Genomic DNA, 15528 nt, shown 5'->3' on the forward strand with positions numbered 1-15528 from the left:
GAAGAAAAGCGATACCTTATATAAATATAATGATTTTCGGAGGAATGATATGAGGAATTCTGCACAAGCGGTTAATCGAATTCACTGTATAACCATACCTACTCCCTTTGCAGTAGGAGACGTGAATGTGTATCTTGTAGAGTCTGAGAAACTAACGTTAGTGGATGCAGGCGTGAAAACAGAAGAGGCGTATGAACAATTTAAAACTCAGTTAGGAGAATTAGGCTACCAAGTGGAAGATATAGATCAAGTGATTATTACTCATCATCACCCTGATCATGTAGGTTTACTTGATATGTTACCGGAACATCTCCCGGTATATGGTCATCGATTTAACAAACCTTGGTTAAGGTTAGAACCAGATTTCTTAGAGTATCACGACGAGTTTTACAATAGCTTATTTATAAATTTAGGGTTGGATGAATCCTTTTTAAAGCTAGCTGAGCGACTAAAGGATCCTCTAGCGTATATGTGTAAGCGTCAATTAACCTATGAATTAAAGGAGAATGATAACGTACCAGGTTTGCCTGGTTGGACTGTGCTAGAGACACCTGGTCATGCCCAGAGCCATATCGCTTTATATCATGAAGGAGAAGGACTGTTAATAGGAGGAGATGTATTAATAAAACACATATCTTCGAACCCTTTATTCGAACCTCCAATGGAAGGAGACAAGCGTCCTAAAACCTTACTTCAGTACAATCATTCACTGAGGAAGATAAAAGATCTAGATCTTTCTATAGTGTTCTCAGGGCATGGGGAAAATATAGATGATGTCAGTTCTTTAATCACGGAGCGGCTACATAAACAAGAAAAAAGGGCAGAGCTCGTATTAGAAATGTTGAAAGAAAAACCAATGACAGCTTTAGAGGTTTGTAAGCAGCTTTTTCCGCAAATCTATAAAAGAGAAATTGCTCTTACCTTATCCGAAACGTTAGGTCAGTTGGATTTCTTAGAGGAAGAGGACTATATTAAAGTTGAAAACGATCAAACGCCATGGATATTTTATGCTAAAGGTGAAAAGTGATGAGACTTAAAGGAAAACGCATTGTGATAACAGGCGCTTCTGGTGGAATTGGTGAACAAATTGCTTACAAGGTTGCACAAGCAGGTGGGACACCCATTTTACTAGCTAGAACCGAAGAAAAACTCCAATCCATATCAGAACATATAAGTAAGACTTATTGTGTAGAATGTCCATATTTTCAACTAAATGTTCAAGATTTAGAGGAGATTGACCGTGTTTTTTCTAACATTACGAGACAGAATGGACCGATACATGGTCTCATTAATAACGCAGGCTTTGGCATTTTCGATCATGTCATCGATATGAGTTTAGATGATATGAAATCCATGTTTGAAGTAAATGTGTTTGGATTGATGGCATGTACAAAGATGGTTCTTCCTCAAATGTTCGAAAAAAACGAGGGACATATTATAAATATTGCTTCACAGGCGGGGAAAATGGCAACGCCAAAGTCAAGTGTCTATTCAGCGACCAAGCATGCTGTATTAGGTTTTACTAACAGTTTAAGGATGGAACTAGCCGGCAGTAATGTATATGTAACGGCAGTAAACCCTGGGCCGATTCGCACGAATTTTTTTCAGATTGCAGATAAATCAGGTGGATATGTAAAAAATATAGATCGGTATATGCTAGATGCTGACTATGTGGCTACAAAGGTTGTGGATGCGTTGTTTACCAGAACACGTGAAATTAACTTACCGGGCTGGATGAACATAGCAAGTACAATCTTTCGACTTTTTCCAGGCATATCAGAAAAGCTAGCAGGAAAGATGCTATCCAAAAAATAGCGGGAAATGTAAGCCTTTTTAGCTAGGGCTTACATTTTTTATTCCACCTTATGTAATAATTACCAAATTTGGTGAGTGTGATATACTTTACTAGGAGAGAGGTGAGGTGTAATATATAAGCCTTTTTGTTTACTAATTATCTTTGTCTTGCTAACTACTGGATGTAATTTTCTAACCGAAAAGACACCCGTTATTGAGAAGGCAAGTCTAACATCAGGTGAACAATCAATTCTTCATGCAAGTCAAATCTCTAAGTATGAAATATTTGATATTAAGCTCCCTGTTAATCATGAAGTGGCTCAATTGGAATATTGGGTCGAAGTCTACAAAGCTGGAGAAAGAACTCAACTAATAAATTAAAATTTCTATAATGTTGAAGAAAATAATACTAAACTCCGACTTTTTTTTCTAGAAAGGGAGCGTCAAGACAGTCAACGCTCTGAAATGATTATTTCACTTTCAAAATTAGAAGGGCTTCATATTACGTCGTTCCCAATGGAAATACAGTAATTCCCACGATTTACATCACAATCCCAAACTAATCCGAATACGAACCAATTCCTTGACCAAGAATATATCCTAGCTGTAACCATTTTCAATCAAGGTAGTGGGGATCCTTATTTAAATGACAACATGTTTGAGGACCCAAAAGGTTTACAGAACATCTTACAAAACCCGTATTTACTTGTGTACAAATGTAAATTGCATACAAATAGAGTAAGAGAGTAATAATGAGGAAAACTGCAGCTATACTTTATTAGCATGGTAAGTATCTGGTACAGAGTTAAGTGAATTTAAAACGAGGTAAAGTAAAAACAAAACAAGGTAAGTAAACAGAGAAACGAGGTAAGTAAAAAGTAAAACGGGGTAAGTAAACAGAGAAACGGGGTAAGTAAAAACAAAACAAGGTAAGTAAACAGAGAAACGAGGTAAGTAAAAAACAAATCGAGGTAAGTAAACAGAGAAACGGGGTAAGTAAAAACAAAACAAGGTAAGTAAACAGAGAAACGGGGTAAGTAAAAACAAAACAAGGTAAGTAAACAGAGAAACGAGGTAAGTAAAAACAAAACAAGGTAAGTAAACAGAGAAACGAGGTAAGTAAAAAGTAAAACGGGGTAAGTAAACAGAGAAACGGGGTAAGTAAAAAACAAAACGCGGTAAGTAAACAGAGAAAACGGGGTAAGTAAAAAGTAAAAAGGGGTAAGTAAACAGAGAAACGAGTTAAGTAAAAAGTAAATCGGGGTAAGTAAACAGAGAAACGAGTTAAGTAAAAAGTAAATCGGGGTAAGTAAACAGTGAAACGGGGTAAGTAAAATCGTAAAGTTGGTGACGCTTTCAAAGGGATTTTCACAATCGTAGGAAGGTCGAACGATTATTTGGCCGTTTTTCCTGATTCCAATCGTAGCCTTTTTATGTATATTCCTAGGTTTAGATAAAAAGGGACAAATTTCATGAATTAGGGAAGAAAGAGATAACCAGCAACTCGATAAATTAACAGATTCAAGTCATGTGTAAAGTGAAAGAATTTCTGATATTAGTAATCATGTCTAATGTTAGCAGTAAGACAGAAATTAGGAGGAATAACTATGAGTCCCATCGTATTTCCTTTTTTTATGATAATCATATTGATTCCTGCAACAATTTATCTATGCTATATTTTGTTTGTTTCGATTTCAAAGATTGAATCAGCAATCAAAACAATTTTACTAGGAATGCATGTAACATTAATTGGTGGAATCATTGTACTAGACACAACTCTTGATATACGTGAACTTGGTTACGTAATGGCTACGATTGGTTTACTCATCTCTTTAGTTGGTGTAAAGAAAAACAAGTAAGACCGCTATTATCGAATTTTCCCCGAAGGAGATTCAAATGGAAATCACTCAAATCATCGACTACTTAATTCATCATTACAAAATTGGAACAATCTCAAATTTTCAACCGCTAATAGGTGGTACAGTAAGTGAATTGTATTTATTAACTACCTATCACAATGATAGATACGTAGTGAAAATGAATCATCCAGAGGTAATTAAAACAGAGGATCGTTTTCTTACCTGCTATAAAGATTTAAGCTTGCTTCCTTCACATTTCTATACGGATTCAAACTATCGATATATCGTGTATTCCTACATTGAAGGCTCAACAAATTACCCTCATCGAAATAAGCAAGAAATGCTAAAGATAGTAGTGGAAGAATTAATTAATCAATACGAAGTAGTACATGATGCGAAAGGCTGGGGTTTTGCGGATGAGGTATCTGAATCATGGCAAAGCTTTTTGATGAGCCGTGTACAAGAAGCAAGTACCCTAGTAAATTCTTATCTTGAACAAAATGATTACACACTAGTGCAGCACCTTGTTCAAACCTCCGAATTAAATCAAGAGACAGTACCATATTTATTGCACGGTGATTGCGGCGTACATAACTTCATATTTTTAGACGGAAAAATAAGCGGTGTAATCGATCCAACGGCGGTCTATGGACATCCCCTTTATGATCTAGTCTATGCATTTTTCTCCTCACCAGATGAGTTAACAAAGGAAGCATTTGATTTTGCGTTTGGTCATTTTAAGTTTAAAGATAACGCTAACTCTAATAACTATGGAGAAGTACTCATCGGTTTATACCTTCGATTAAGTACGTGTATAAAACATCACCCTCACGATTTAGAGAACTATTTAAAAGCCTGGAATTATTGGATAGAGATTTTTCGAAATGACAAGTAATAATGAGGTGATTGAAATGAAGTTGCGTGAACTTGCAGATCTAATATTGATCAAACATACAGTAGGGGATATGGAGACCATTATTTCAGGTTTACAAATGGACTCGCGGAAAATTGAAAAAGGGAATATATTTATTTGTGTACCAGCTATTACAGGTTTTCTTGAGGATCGTCATCTCTTTGCAGAGGATGCTGTGAAAAATGGTGCAGCTGCACTTGTACTAGAAAGAGATGTCGATGTAGATATCCCAAAAATATTCGTGAAAGATGCTAGACATGCAATGGCAGTGATGGCTTCTCACTTTTTTCAATATCCGTCTCATGAATTGAAGCTCATTGGAATTACAGGAACAAACGGTAAAACGACATCTTCTTATATACTTGAAAAAATTCTAGATGATTTTGGATATAAGACAGGCCTGATGGGAAACAACGGAATCAAAATTGATGGGAAGCAGTATCCGACGGATATTAACACCCAGGAGCCACCTTCATTGCAAAAAAACCTTCGTTTAATGAGAGATAGGAAAACAGAATATTGTGTGATGGAGGTTTCTTCACAAGGGTTAGACATGAATAGAGTGTCAGGCTGCAACTTCAGAACGGCTGTTTTCACAAATCTAACTCAAGATCATTTAGATTATCATGGTACTTTTGAAGAATATAGATATGCAAAAGGACTGTTATTTTCTAAGCTTGGTAATACCTTTAATGATCGAAAGAATATGAAATTTGCTGTACTCAATGCTGATGATCCTACAACTACATACTATCGCAAACTAACTTCTGCTGAAGTAGTTACTTATGGGATAACCAATCAGTCTGATGTTATGGCGAAGAATATTACCACTACCTCACAAGGCACTCAGTTCACACTTATCACGTTTAAGGGAGAAATAGATGTAACCCTTCAGTTGGTAGGGCAATTTAATGTATATAATGCATTAGCAGCAGTTGCGGCCTCATTAATAGAAGGTATTTCGCTTGAAAATATCAAAAATAGTTTAGCTGAACTAACAAGCGTTACTGGAAGAATGGAGATTGTTAGTCATGGTCAGGACTATCTCGTGTTAGTGGATTACGCACATACCCCAGATGCATTAGAGAATGTTCTAAAATCAATAAATGATTTTACTACCGGTAAGATCATTACCGTTTTTGGATGTGGTGGAAACCGAGATGTCTCCAAAAGACCTATCATGGGTGAAATTGCAAGTAGATATAGTGATTACTTATTCGTTACTTCAGATAATCCACGTTCAGAAGAGCCAACAAACATTTTAAGGGACATTGAAAAAGGTATTAGGTCAACTACGTCTTATGAACTTATCGAAAGTAGAGAAAAGGCGATCCAACAAGCAATTCAAGTTGCATCGAAAGGTGATGTTGTTTTAATAGCAGGAAAGGGACATGAAACGTATCAACAGCTAAAAGACAAAACCATTCACTTTGATGATAAAGAAGTTGCCCAAAAAGCGATTGTACAAAAGCAAAAACTGTAAAAAGGAACGTAATGTAAAAAACGATTTTTTTTATATGTTTATTTCGTTGACTTTTGTGAATATCTACTGATGAATAATGATAGGTTGATAGAAATCTGAAAGAGGTAACAATTTGAAACATAAATGGCCAGCTCTACTATTTATTTTGTTTATTACAGCTGGAATAGGAATCATGTTTTATCATTCAATTGAAATGGAAAAGCAAGAACAACTGGAAGAGAAAAGAGAGGAAGTAGTTAAGTTATTACAATATAATCTCGAGCAGTTTGACCCAACTCTCCAATCATTTGTTGATGAAGAGTATATGTCTGTAATCGCATCGGCCGTTAATTCAAAAGGATTGTGTACGTTTCGAAGAGGATTAGCAAAAAATCAAGATCCATTTGGAATTCTTACTGTGGAATATGATTTAGTAAAAATGAAGGTGCTTTCAATAGAATTGAGTATTTCTAATGATAAATACATGGATGAATGGGAGAATTTCAAAGATATAAAGTAAGTTATCTCTAACAAATACTTTTCTTCAAGGTGATGTCATGCTTAATGAAAATGTAAAAACGTACGCTGTTTTGAAGGCGATTCAATATATGCAAGAACATTTAGATCAAGACGTTACGTCCGAAGAACTTGCTCTTCATGTTGGGTATAGCCCTTATCATTTTTCTAGAGTTTTTAAGGAAGCAACAGGTGTGTCACCCCGGCATTACTTATCTGCATTACGAATCGAAGCGGGTAAGAGTATATTAATTCAATCATCTTCTACATCTATTTTAAAAGCCCTACTTTCTACTGGTTTTCGAAGCTTAGGAACATTTAGTACAACCTTTAAGAAATACGTTGGGTTGTCCCCTAAACAGTTTCAAGGAAATACGAAAAAACTTCATCAATTTATGAATGAGTTTGAGAGAGAGGAACAATTGGCAAACATCCAGTTAACTCCACCAATCTTAACCTGTCATCTTGATTTTCCGTCTACGTTCAAAGGATTAATTTTTGTTGGACTCTTTCCTCGTCCGATTCCTGATCAAAAACCAGTGGTTGGAAGTGCTGTAAAGCACCATCAAAGATCGTGTGTTTTTACCAATATTCCTGTGGGGACATATTTTATTTTAGCTGCAGCGTTACCATTTAGTTTACATCCAAAGGATTACTTTTTACTTGATCATTCCCTTCGGGGGAAATACAAAGATTCAGTTGAAATAACGGAAAACTCTGATGTAGAGATAGAAATTACGTTACGTAATCGTATTCCAACTGATCCTCCGATTCTAGTAAATCTACCTCAGCTTCTTTTGGAGAAAACAAAAAAGAGAGCAAACTAGAAGAAATTTTACGAATTCTACCTGTTATGATAAAGGAAAGGTTGAAGGAGGCTAAAAAATGTTAAATAAAGTTTGTGTCTTAACAGTGAAAGTACTAGATTTGAATGAAGCAATTGATTTTTATACAAACCGTTTGGATTTTGAAGTTTCAAAGTACTATGGAGAAAAGATTGTAAGCTTAAAACATAATGAAATTCCGATTGTATTAGAAGAAGATCATATAGAGAGTGGGGGAGCAGGTAAAACTGTGCTACTTGGGATTCTCTCACATGATATTGAAAAAGACTTTGCTAAGTTAAAGGAAAAGGGCGTAAAGCTTGTGTTTGAAGAGCCGAAGCCATGTCCGCCAGGTCGTTATTTTATCATCGAAGATCCTAGTGGAAACCAAATTGAAATCGTTGAGTTTTCTAATTAATCGTATGGATAAGCCAGCAATAAAGCATAGCACCTACATAAAGGTTAAACCTGAACTAATTTTTAATACACTTGTTACGGCCAATGAGTGGAATACTTGGTTTACAGATCAAACCACTATACAGATTAATGAGGATGGAACAGGTGAAATTTTGTTTAAATGGTTTGTTGGGGAAAGAACCATTGTAGATGGTGGGAAGATCATCAAGGTTGTTCCAAGTAAAGTATTTGCTTTTCAATGGTCTCCTGGTCAAGAGTTGACGACGGTACACTTTGATTTAGTTCCTTATAAAGATGGTACTCTCGTAACCTTAACTGAGGTTGGCTATTCAATGGTAGGTCAAGACCTCAAAGCATGTATTGGTTGTGCGGTTGGATGGGGTGAAGCTATGACCCTATTAAAATTTTATCTTGAATATGGCATTGTTTGCAAAAATGAATTAATACTGGAATAGGAGGATTTGATGTTTTTTGAGATGACAATTCAAGTTCGTGTTTTAGATATAAAACAAGGACAGGCATGGTATGAATGTTTATTAAATAGAAAGCCAGATTTTATTCCCCATGATGGATTTGCTGAATGGGAGGTAATACCTGGATGCTGGTTACAAGTTGCAGAAGGAACGCCTTCAATGGGGAGTGGTCCACTGCGATTAGCTACAACTGATATAGTAGCTACAAGAGATAGACTTATTCGAGACCTAAAAATCGAGTCATTTGATATTTATTCCCGTGATGAAGTGCCAGTTAAATGGGGGACCTTTGAAGACCCGTGGGGAAATAGGTTAGGTTTCTTTGAATATGCAGACAAAAATGAGGAAAAAGAAAGAATAGAAACGATTCTATTAAAAACACGCTAACTTAAACGTTAGCGTGTTTTCCGTATATATTCTACATGCTATTTTTGGTAAAATATTGTAAGGAATCATAGGGAGATCCGTTAAACTGAAGAATTCGGCAATTTTTGTATAACCAATGAACACATAGTACTGGAGGTATACACTTGAACATCATCGATACAATTCCTTATTTTATGGAACAGTACAAGCCGTCTATTAGTTTTTTACGAGAATACTATAACGAATATCCAACCATTTTTAAGGAATACTTTACCTATCATTGTAAGGATACAGAGGAAAGGCATCTTCAATCATTAGCTAAATATCCAGATTCCTTGGAAACGATTAATCAAGTATACGAGAACATTATACCTATAATTCACGAGATTGAAGAAAAGTATATTCAAATCTACCAAATCACATTCCCAGTTGAAGTGAACTTAATAGTAGGTGGATACGGTTCAAATGCATATACATATCGTCAGATCATTCCTAACATAACCTTTGCCTTAGAAAAGCTATCCCCGACCCCTAACCACTTAAGGTCGATTGTGGCCCATGAATTTGGTCATGCTACACATAATATTCTTTCAGATAAAGCGGGGACGGATTGGCAAAAGATTCTATGGATGAATCCATTAGTATGGCTGAATCAAGAGGGAGCTGCTACTCATTTTTCACGGCGCATTGTCAATAATCTGCCTGCTTCCATGTACTTTTCGTTTAATGATGAGGGGGATCAATGGCTCTCTTTTGCTGAAAAGAACAAAGATGAAATAAAAGAGCTGTTTGCAAAAGATTTCATGAGTAAAACTCCGGTAGACCTATTCAAGGAATGGTTTTCTATTAATGGTGGTAAATTATTTGGTCATAGTAGATTGGCCTATTTTATTTGTGATCTGTTTTTTCAAGACCAAGTGAAGAAGTTAGGGGAGAGGGGTGCTATCACGGCATGGAAAGAAGAAGATTTTGTAGATCAAGTTAAGCAGTGGTTACTTCAGTCCGAGAAATGAAGTAATTCTAGTTTCAGAGTACTTGGTGGATTCGTTCACAACTGCAAAAGGAAGTTAATACCTTTTATCAATTAAATGAAAAATGACTTGACATCATCCAGATTTTCCATTTATGATTGTTTCAATATAAAATTGTTGTTAGCTATGATGAAGAAGAGTAGACTTAATGAACGTTCCAGAGAGCTGATGGTTGGTGCGAATCAGTACGGAATTTTAGTTGAATGGGCTTCTGAGCTACTAGACTGAACAATTAGTAGGTGTAGCGGATTGTCTTACCGTTAAAAAAGACCATGTATCGAGACAAATGTTTGTCTCTGTACAGGTTAAGCGCGTTTATGAACTTAAACGAATGAAGGTGGCACCACGGGTTACTCGTCCTTTTTGGATGGGTAACCCTTTTTGTATGGAAAAAAATATGGGAGGGCTTAAAATGAAACAAACAGTACTAACGGGCATAAAACCAACTGGAGAAATTCACTTAGGGAATTATATTGGAGCGATTAAACCAGCTCTTGAATTGGCTAAAAAGAACGACTATCATACAGCATACTTTGTGGCAGATTATCATGCACTAACAAAATTTCATAATGCCGAAGAATTTAAACGACTGTCTTATGGAATTGCAGCTACGTGGATTGCATTAGGACTAGATCCTACAAAAGCTATATTTTATAGGCAATCAGACGTACCGGAGATTTTTGAGTTGAATTGGATTCTTGCATGTTTTACATCAAAGGGGTTAATGAACCGAGCTCATGCCTATAAAGCGTTAGTAGATCAAAATCACCAAAATGATAATGATCAAGATTTTGGAGTCAATATGGGTCTCTTTACGTACCCTATTTTAATGGCAGCTGATATTTTACTATTTCAATCGGATATTGTCCCAGTTGGAAAAGATCAAGTGCAGCATGTGGAAATTGCTAGAGATATTGCTGAAAGCTTTAATCATGTGTATGGTGAAACCTTTAAGCTTCCGACCTATCAAATTCAAGAAGATACCGCTGTATTGCCTGGCCTAGATGGAAGGAAAATGAGTAAAAGTTACAATAATACCATTCCACTATTTGTTGAACCGAGGCAATTACAGAAACTTATTAATAAAATTCAAACGGATTCCCTGCCGCCTGAAGCACCAAAGGATCCTGATACTTCAAATCTTTTTTTATTATATAAGGAATTTGCCTCACCATCAGAAGTACAAGAAATGAGGGAGCGCTATTTAACTGGAATAGGTTGGGGAGAAGCAAAGAAAGAGTTGTTTCAAGTCATTAATAAGTTTATTCAAGAACCTCGTGAGAAGTATAATGAACTCATGGCTTCGCCTGAACAATTAGATGAAATATTATTAGAAGGGGCTAAGAAAGCGAGAGAAGTATGTATACCATTATTAAAAGAGGTTAAACGGAAAGTTGGTTTTACCATCTAGTCCATTTTCAAAAGTCCATGATATTTGGAGGTTTCCTCCTCCTTCATCTTAATTGTAACGTTGTTTAAACGCTTCACGTCTAATCGATTAAGAAGAGCTTTAACGGGGGAATTAAAAGCATGAATCGAACTTTAAAATTTTTATCCTCATACATTTCAATGTGCCTTTTAATCGGTTTTGTAACATTGCCCATCGTATCAGCCGCTCCAGATCCATTAGAGATTGAGAAAAATAAGGTAGAAGCACCTTTTCATATTATTGGAACAGTTTTGAAGGACGAGATTCATGACGATTTATCAGAGGAAAAAGGACATTACTACCAAATACGAAAAATGACAGTAAAGGTGAATCAACGAATAAAATCCCCTGATATAACTGAGAATAACTCATTAGTTGAGGTTTATTATGTCTATATTCCCACTTGGCAGGACATCAAATATACGGGCTATCATCCAACGAATATAATGGTGAATGATGAGATTGAAGTATGGCTAGAGCGTAGTGAGCTTGGGTGGGAGCCTGCTCTAGGAATGTATACAGTTGAACATTTAAATTTTGCTCATCATCGAATAGAGCCTATTCCAGAACCGGGATGGCATATCGTAAAAAGAAAGGTATTCACTGCCATGTTCGATTACACACCTTTTTTTGTATTAGGTTGTGTGCTCATCTTTGTGATGATTGTCATTTTGACTACCGTCAATAATATGAAACTTAAAGGTAATTAGCGATGAAAGGAGGCTCTCAAGAATGAAAAAATTAACGATTATTTTTTCAGCGTGGCTGTTGCTTTTAGGGTGTGGTCAAGGTGGGAAACAAGACAAGGTAAAGGACATGGTAGGATATATCACCAGCATTGATCACCAAGAAATTTTAGTTACGGAATTGATTGCAGAAAATGAAAAAGCTCACCCTGGTGCTGCATTTTACAAAGTCTCTTCTGAAACTGAAATATCTTCTACTGATGGGAAGGAAATGAGCTTTTCAGATTTGCAAATCGGCATGAAGGTCGAGATGTGGTATACAGGAGAGGTAGAAGAGTCCTTTCCGCAAAGAACATCTGCTGCCAAAATACTAGTTCATACAGATGAACATTCTGTAAACCTGGCCCGTGCCATTGAGGCAGCTATTCATCATATGGAACCTTTATCCATTTGGTGGGTAGTATCCGCCGAAGCTATTGGTGAGGGATATGAGGTCCTCTTATCAGAGTTATCAGGAGAATCGAGTCCTATTCTTATTCAAATTACACCATCCTTTCAAGTGATCGAGTAAAAACCATTGTCATGGAACAATGGTTTTTACTTTAGTTTTGACAAATGGACAGTATTTTTTAAAAACTGTAGCAGAAGGCGTAAGATTTCTATAGTATCTGTTTGCTATTCTTTCTTTTTTTGCTTCCCCGTCTCATTCCCTGTCGTGTATTCATAACCGACCTCAAAGCCAGCTTTCTTCGCTTTTTGACCCTTCACAACGCGGTATTGTTCTTCATTTCTTTGAGCCAAATGAACTCCCTCCTTCATCGCATGTTCATATGGTAGTATGTCCTTATAAAAAAAATTAATTTACAAAAACCTTTTTTACCCCTATGCGGTCTAATGATTGAAATGTTCAAACAACCTACAAGTTTTAGGGAGAGATAGATATGTCTAATGAAGTGCTCGTAATACGAGCTATTAAGGGAGATGAACATGCGTTTTATTCCCTTGTATCAGAACAAAAGGAACAACTGTACAGAATTGCTTACTCCTATTTAAAAAATCAAGGTGATGCTTTAGAAGCTATACAAGAAGTAACATACAGAGCATATAAAGCAATCGGAAAACTAAAGGAACCGAAATATTTTCATACCTGGCTAATTCGCATTATGATGAACTATTGCCGTGATGAATTAAGGAAACAGAAACGCTACTCCTCGCAAGCTGATTATGTACTAGAGCTTGCCATTCATGAAGATTCCTATGAACGATTAGAGATCGAGGAAGCAGTTGACGCTTTAGATGAAAGAAGTCAGCAAGTTATCAAAATGAAATATTTTCTCGATTATAAAATTAAAGATATCGCAGAAGTCATGGAATGTCCGGAAGGTACTGTGAAAACATGGCTCCATAAAGCATTGCAGAGCTTACGAAACCAATTACAAGTCAAAGGAGGGTCATAAAGAATGTTTGAAAAGGAAGAGACGCAGTTAAATAAAATAAAAGACCATTATGATGATTTGGATATCCCTTCTACCATTGATGATTATATCTTGGCAGGTATCCACAAAGGTAAGTCCATCCGAAAACGGGTTACTTCATGGCGTTTAGTTTCTTTGATTGCTAGCATACTGCTTATTGGATCATTTTCAATGATTCAAGTATCTCCAATCTTTGCTGGATATTTAAGCAACATACCTGGTTTTGAAAAGGTTATAGAAGCTATTCGATTTGATAAAGGTTTACTGTCTGCAGTTGAACACGATTTCCTTCAACCAATAAATATTTCCGATGAGCACGATGGAATGAAAGTTACAGTTGATTCTATCATTGTAGATGAAGAGAAGCTCGTCTTGTTTTATACACTTGAAAGTGATCGTGATAGAGAACACGTTATGTTAAGTCAAATTCAGTTTAAAGATAAGGAAAAAAATCAAGAGTTAGGTGTCAGTCATTCTATAGAATCTATTTCTGTTAAAGCAAATGAACCAGCATCAGGTACGATTGATTTTTACCAAATCGAAGGGTGGCCAACTTCTGTTGAGATTTCCCTGAAAGTTGACAAGAACAGTGAAAGTGTCTATGTTTTTCCTTTTTCCATCGATAAAGAAAAATTTGAAGGATTGAAAGAGGAATATATCCTAAACAAAACTGTTACAATTGAAAATCAGGAAATAACTTTTGAAAAGGTCATTATTCATCCTACTCGAATTGCCGTTCATCTATCATTTAATCCAAATAATGATAAGGAAATCTTTAACTTTGAAGATCTTCGAATTGTAGACGGGAAGGGAGAGAGCTGGGGGTCTGCTAATGGGATTGTTGCTTCATATCCTAGTGAGCATGAATGGATTGTATATTTACAAAGTAATTACTTTAGCAACCCTGATGAACTATATCTTGAATTTAGTTCGGTTCGAGCCCTCGATAAAGATGAAATTGAGGTTGTAGTTGATACAGAGCAAGAAAAAATCTTAAAATCCCCGGCAGATGGTCGCATTCTAGATGTTCAGTTGAACGATGACATGCTATCATTCACGCTAAAAGTGGATCCATTTACTGAAGGAGAGGGTTACACCTACAATTTGTTTAAAAGTGAGTTTGTAGATGCAACAGGAGCTACGTTTTCAGCGTCTGGTAGCTTTGCATCTAAGCAGAAATCCGGTATTCATTTAGATTCATTAGACTTTCAGAGCCCAATTACGTTGACGATTGGAAATTATCCTTCTCGTTTGAAAGAACATATACGATTCCAAATTAAGTAAATGTTTTGAAAAGAATTCTTTTAATGACACACCCTATATAAGGTAAATGCAAAGGATAGGTGATCAGCTGAAAAAAACTGTTCAATCTATCCTTTTTGTACTACAAATTCTCTTATATACTACATCTTATATTCTTTAACAAATGATACACAAATAAAGTTATTTAGTATTATAGGATATAGTTGATTGCATCCGACAATCGTTTATGAAAGTTTTTAGGATATTCATGAGTTAATGTTTCCTTAAAGTAAGTGTACAAAATTTAATTTATACTTGTATCATTGTGTAACACATTCTTCTTCTAGAAAAGATTCAAGTGAAAAATAGTATGATATGGGCATTTTATCAAATGGATATTCAATTATATAGTAATGATAGGAGAATACATTTATTTACTTCACTGACGGGGCTATTCTTCCATTACTAAACTATAGAGGCGAATCTTCATTGCAGGAAAGTTTAAATTGTTTCGAGAATATTTAGAGATTAAAAAAATTTTGATTTCCATATACCTATCATCGTAATATGAAAATTAACAGGAGTTGAATTTTATGATTCGTGAAGCTGAAATAACCGATAAAAATCAACTATTCGAACTCTATAAAATGTTAGTTCCCAATAGTAAGAAAATGAATGTAGTTGAAGAACAAATTGAAAAAATCAGGAGAGACCCTAACAATTTCTTGTTTGTGTACGATGTAAGGGGACAAATATTAGGTACACTTACACTAAACATATGTTTACAAGCCCTTCATGGATCAAGACCGTATGGTATTGTTGAAAATATCATCGTCCATGAACATTATCGAAGCAAGAACATCGGAAAAAAATTATTACAATACGCTGAGCGGTATTGTAAATCAATTGATTGCCATAGGATTATGTTATTGAGTAATTCGAGACGGCAAAAAGCACATCAGTTTTTCGAAAGGGAAGGATATGATGGATCCATTAGTAAGGGATTCAAAAAATACTTCTAAGTAAGAGTTAGTTCAATTG

General features: G+C 35.7%; 18 protein-coding genes and 1 other annotated feature. Of the genes, 17 read left to right on the top strand and 1 reads right to left on the bottom strand.

All coding sequences use genetic code 11. The annotated features are described in order from the left end of the window. The first annotated feature begins 49 nt into the window (after nt 1-49). From ACFSCX_RS19625 to ACFSCX_RS19690, 14 genes are all read left to right on the top strand, one after another. Nucleotides 50-1027: an MBL fold metallo-hydrolase gene (locus tag ACFSCX_RS19625; protein ID WP_377929948.1), complete on the top strand. Its 978-nt coding sequence runs from the start codon at nt 50-52 to the stop codon at nt 1025-1027. Beyond that, nucleotides 1027-1815, top strand: a complete 789-nt coding sequence (locus ACFSCX_RS19630) for an SDR family NAD(P)-dependent oxidoreductase (RefSeq protein ID WP_377929949.1) — start codon at nt 1027-1029, stop codon at nt 1813-1815. The genes ACFSCX_RS19625 and ACFSCX_RS19630 overlap by 1 nt, the downstream gene beginning before the upstream one ends. 1586 nt (nt 1816-3401) lie before the next feature. After that, on the top strand, nt 3402-3653 hold the full coding sequence (locus tag ACFSCX_RS19635; protein WP_377929950.1) for a hypothetical protein: 252 nt from the start codon (nt 3402-3404) through the stop codon (nt 3651-3653). Nucleotides 3654-3690: 37 nt separating this feature from the next. After that, a complete protein-coding gene (locus ACFSCX_RS19640) occupies nt 3691-4548 on the top strand; it encodes an aminoglycoside phosphotransferase family protein (protein WP_377929951.1) in 858 nt (285 codons plus the stop codon). A gap of 16 nt (nt 4549-4564) precedes the next feature. Continuing rightward, nucleotides 4565-6049, top strand: coding sequence for a UDP-N-acetylmuramoyl-L-alanyl-D-glutamate--2,6-diaminopimelate ligase (locus ACFSCX_RS19645; RefSeq protein ID WP_377929952.1), 1485 nt, complete (start codon nt 4565-4567; stop codon nt 6047-6049). 112 nt (nt 6050-6161) lie between these two features. After that, on the top strand, nt 6162-6548 hold the full coding sequence (locus ACFSCX_RS19650) for a hypothetical protein (protein WP_377929953.1): 387 nt from the start codon (nt 6162-6164) through the stop codon (nt 6546-6548). Nucleotides 6549-6585: 37 nt separating this feature from the next. Beyond that, nucleotides 6586-7371 (top strand): AraC family transcriptional regulator, encoded by a 786-nt coding sequence (locus ACFSCX_RS19655; RefSeq protein ID WP_377929954.1) that lies wholly within the window; start codon nt 6586-6588, stop codon nt 7369-7371. A gap of 58 nt (nt 7372-7429) precedes the next feature. Next, complete coding sequence (locus ACFSCX_RS19660; RefSeq protein WP_377929955.1) at nt 7430-7786, top strand: VOC family protein; 357 nt, start codon at nt 7430-7432, stop codon at nt 7784-7786. After that, nucleotides 7761-8240, top strand: a complete 480-nt coding sequence (locus ACFSCX_RS19665; protein WP_377929956.1) for an SRPBCC family protein — start codon at nt 7761-7763, stop codon at nt 8238-8240. Before ACFSCX_RS19660 ends, ACFSCX_RS19665 begins: the two co-directional genes overlap by 26 nt. A gap of 9 nt (nt 8241-8249) precedes the next feature. After that, nucleotides 8250-8645 (top strand): VOC family protein, encoded by a 396-nt coding sequence (locus tag ACFSCX_RS19670; RefSeq protein WP_377929958.1) that lies wholly within the window; start codon nt 8250-8252, stop codon nt 8643-8645. Between the two features lie 143 nt (nt 8646-8788). Continuing rightward, nucleotides 8789-9637, top strand: coding sequence for a M48 family metallopeptidase (locus ACFSCX_RS19675; RefSeq protein ID WP_377929959.1), 849 nt, complete (start codon nt 8789-8791; stop codon nt 9635-9637). A gap of 135 nt (nt 9638-9772) precedes the next feature. Further along, nucleotides 9773-10020 (top strand) — a binding site (T-box leader). A 47-nt stretch (nt 10021-10067) separates the two neighbouring features. Beyond that, nucleotides 10068-11066, top strand: a complete 999-nt coding sequence (locus tag ACFSCX_RS19680; protein ID WP_377929960.1) for a tryptophan--tRNA ligase — start codon at nt 10068-10070, stop codon at nt 11064-11066. A gap of 119 nt (nt 11067-11185) precedes the next feature. Next, nucleotides 11186-11794, top strand: coding sequence for a hypothetical protein (locus ACFSCX_RS19685; RefSeq protein ID WP_377929961.1), 609 nt, complete (start codon nt 11186-11188; stop codon nt 11792-11794). Between the two features lie 22 nt (nt 11795-11816). Beyond that, on the top strand, nt 11817-12341 hold the full coding sequence (locus tag ACFSCX_RS19690) for a DUF3221 domain-containing protein (protein ID WP_377929962.1): 525 nt from the start codon (nt 11817-11819) through the stop codon (nt 12339-12341). A gap of 104 nt (nt 12342-12445) precedes the next feature. Here the strand turns inward: ACFSCX_RS19690 and ACFSCX_RS19695 are convergent, their stop codons facing one another. Further along, complete coding sequence (locus tag ACFSCX_RS19695; RefSeq protein ID WP_377929963.1) at nt 12446-12571, bottom strand: hypothetical protein; 126 nt, start codon at nt 12569-12571, stop codon at nt 12446-12448. Between the two features lie 140 nt (nt 12572-12711). Between ACFSCX_RS19695 and ACFSCX_RS19700 the strand changes: the two genes are divergently transcribed. From ACFSCX_RS19700 to ACFSCX_RS19710, 3 genes are all read left to right on the top strand, one after another. After that, entirely contained in the window at nt 12712-13227 is a 516-nt protein-coding gene (locus ACFSCX_RS19700; protein ID WP_377929964.1) for a sigma-70 family RNA polymerase sigma factor, read from the top strand. 3 nt (nt 13228-13230) lie between these two features. Then, nucleotides 13231-14529 (top strand): DUF4179 domain-containing protein, encoded by a 1299-nt coding sequence (locus ACFSCX_RS19705; protein ID WP_377929965.1) that lies wholly within the window; start codon nt 13231-13233, stop codon nt 14527-14529. A gap of 551 nt (nt 14530-15080) precedes the next feature. Continuing rightward, nucleotides 15081-15509 (top strand): GNAT family N-acetyltransferase, encoded by a 429-nt coding sequence (locus ACFSCX_RS19710; RefSeq protein WP_377929966.1) that lies wholly within the window; start codon nt 15081-15083, stop codon nt 15507-15509. The last annotated feature ends 19 nt before the right edge of the window (nt 15510-15528 follow it).

This window comes from Bacillus salitolerans, assembly GCF_042680805.1.
Lineage (GTDB): Bacteria > Bacillota > Bacilli > Bacillales > SA4 > Bacillus_CJ > Bacillus_CJ salitolerans.

Excerpts from the sequence above, each read along its gene's own strand:
- ACFSCX_RS19690 (WP_377929962.1), top strand. The coding sequence starts at position 11,817 with ATGAAAAAATTAACGATTATTTTTTCAGCGTGGCTGTTGCTTTTAGGG.
- ACFSCX_RS19700 (WP_377929964.1), top strand. The coding sequence starts at position 12,712 with ATGTCTAATGAAGTGCTCGTAATACGAGCTATTAAGGGAGATGAACAT.
- ACFSCX_RS19655 (WP_377929954.1), top strand. The coding sequence starts at position 6,586 with ATGCTTAATGAAAATGTAAAAACGTACGCTGTTTTGAAGGCGATTCAA.
- ACFSCX_RS19685 (WP_377929961.1), top strand. The coding sequence starts at position 11,186 with ATGAATCGAACTTTAAAATTTTTATCCTCATACATTTCAATGTGCCTT.
- ACFSCX_RS19710 (WP_377929966.1), top strand. The coding sequence starts at position 15,081 with ATGATTCGTGAAGCTGAAATAACCGATAAAAATCAACTATTCGAACTC.
- ACFSCX_RS19680 (WP_377929960.1), top strand. The coding sequence starts at position 10,068 with ATGAAACAAACAGTACTAACGGGCATAAAACCAACTGGAGAAATTCAC.
- ACFSCX_RS19645 (WP_377929952.1), top strand. The coding sequence starts at position 4,565 with ATGAAGTTGCGTGAACTTGCAGATCTAATATTGATCAAACATACAGTA.
- ACFSCX_RS19635 (WP_377929950.1), top strand. The coding sequence starts at position 3,402 with ATGAGTCCCATCGTATTTCCTTTTTTTATGATAATCATATTGATTCCT.
- ACFSCX_RS19660 (WP_377929955.1), top strand. The coding sequence starts at position 7,430 with ATGTTAAATAAAGTTTGTGTCTTAACAGTGAAAGTACTAGATTTGAAT.
- ACFSCX_RS19670 (WP_377929958.1), top strand. The coding sequence starts at position 8,250 with ATGTTTTTTGAGATGACAATTCAAGTTCGTGTTTTAGATATAAAACAA.
- ACFSCX_RS19625 (WP_377929948.1), top strand. The coding sequence starts at position 50 with ATGAGGAATTCTGCACAAGCGGTTAATCGAATTCACTGTATAACCATA.
- ACFSCX_RS19630 (WP_377929949.1), top strand. The coding sequence starts at position 1,027 with ATGAGACTTAAAGGAAAACGCATTGTGATAACAGGCGCTTCTGGTGGA.
- ACFSCX_RS19640 (WP_377929951.1), top strand. The coding sequence starts at position 3,691 with ATGGAAATCACTCAAATCATCGACTACTTAATTCATCATTACAAAATT.
- ACFSCX_RS19705 (WP_377929965.1), top strand. The coding sequence starts at position 13,231 with ATGTTTGAAAAGGAAGAGACGCAGTTAAATAAAATAAAAGACCATTAT.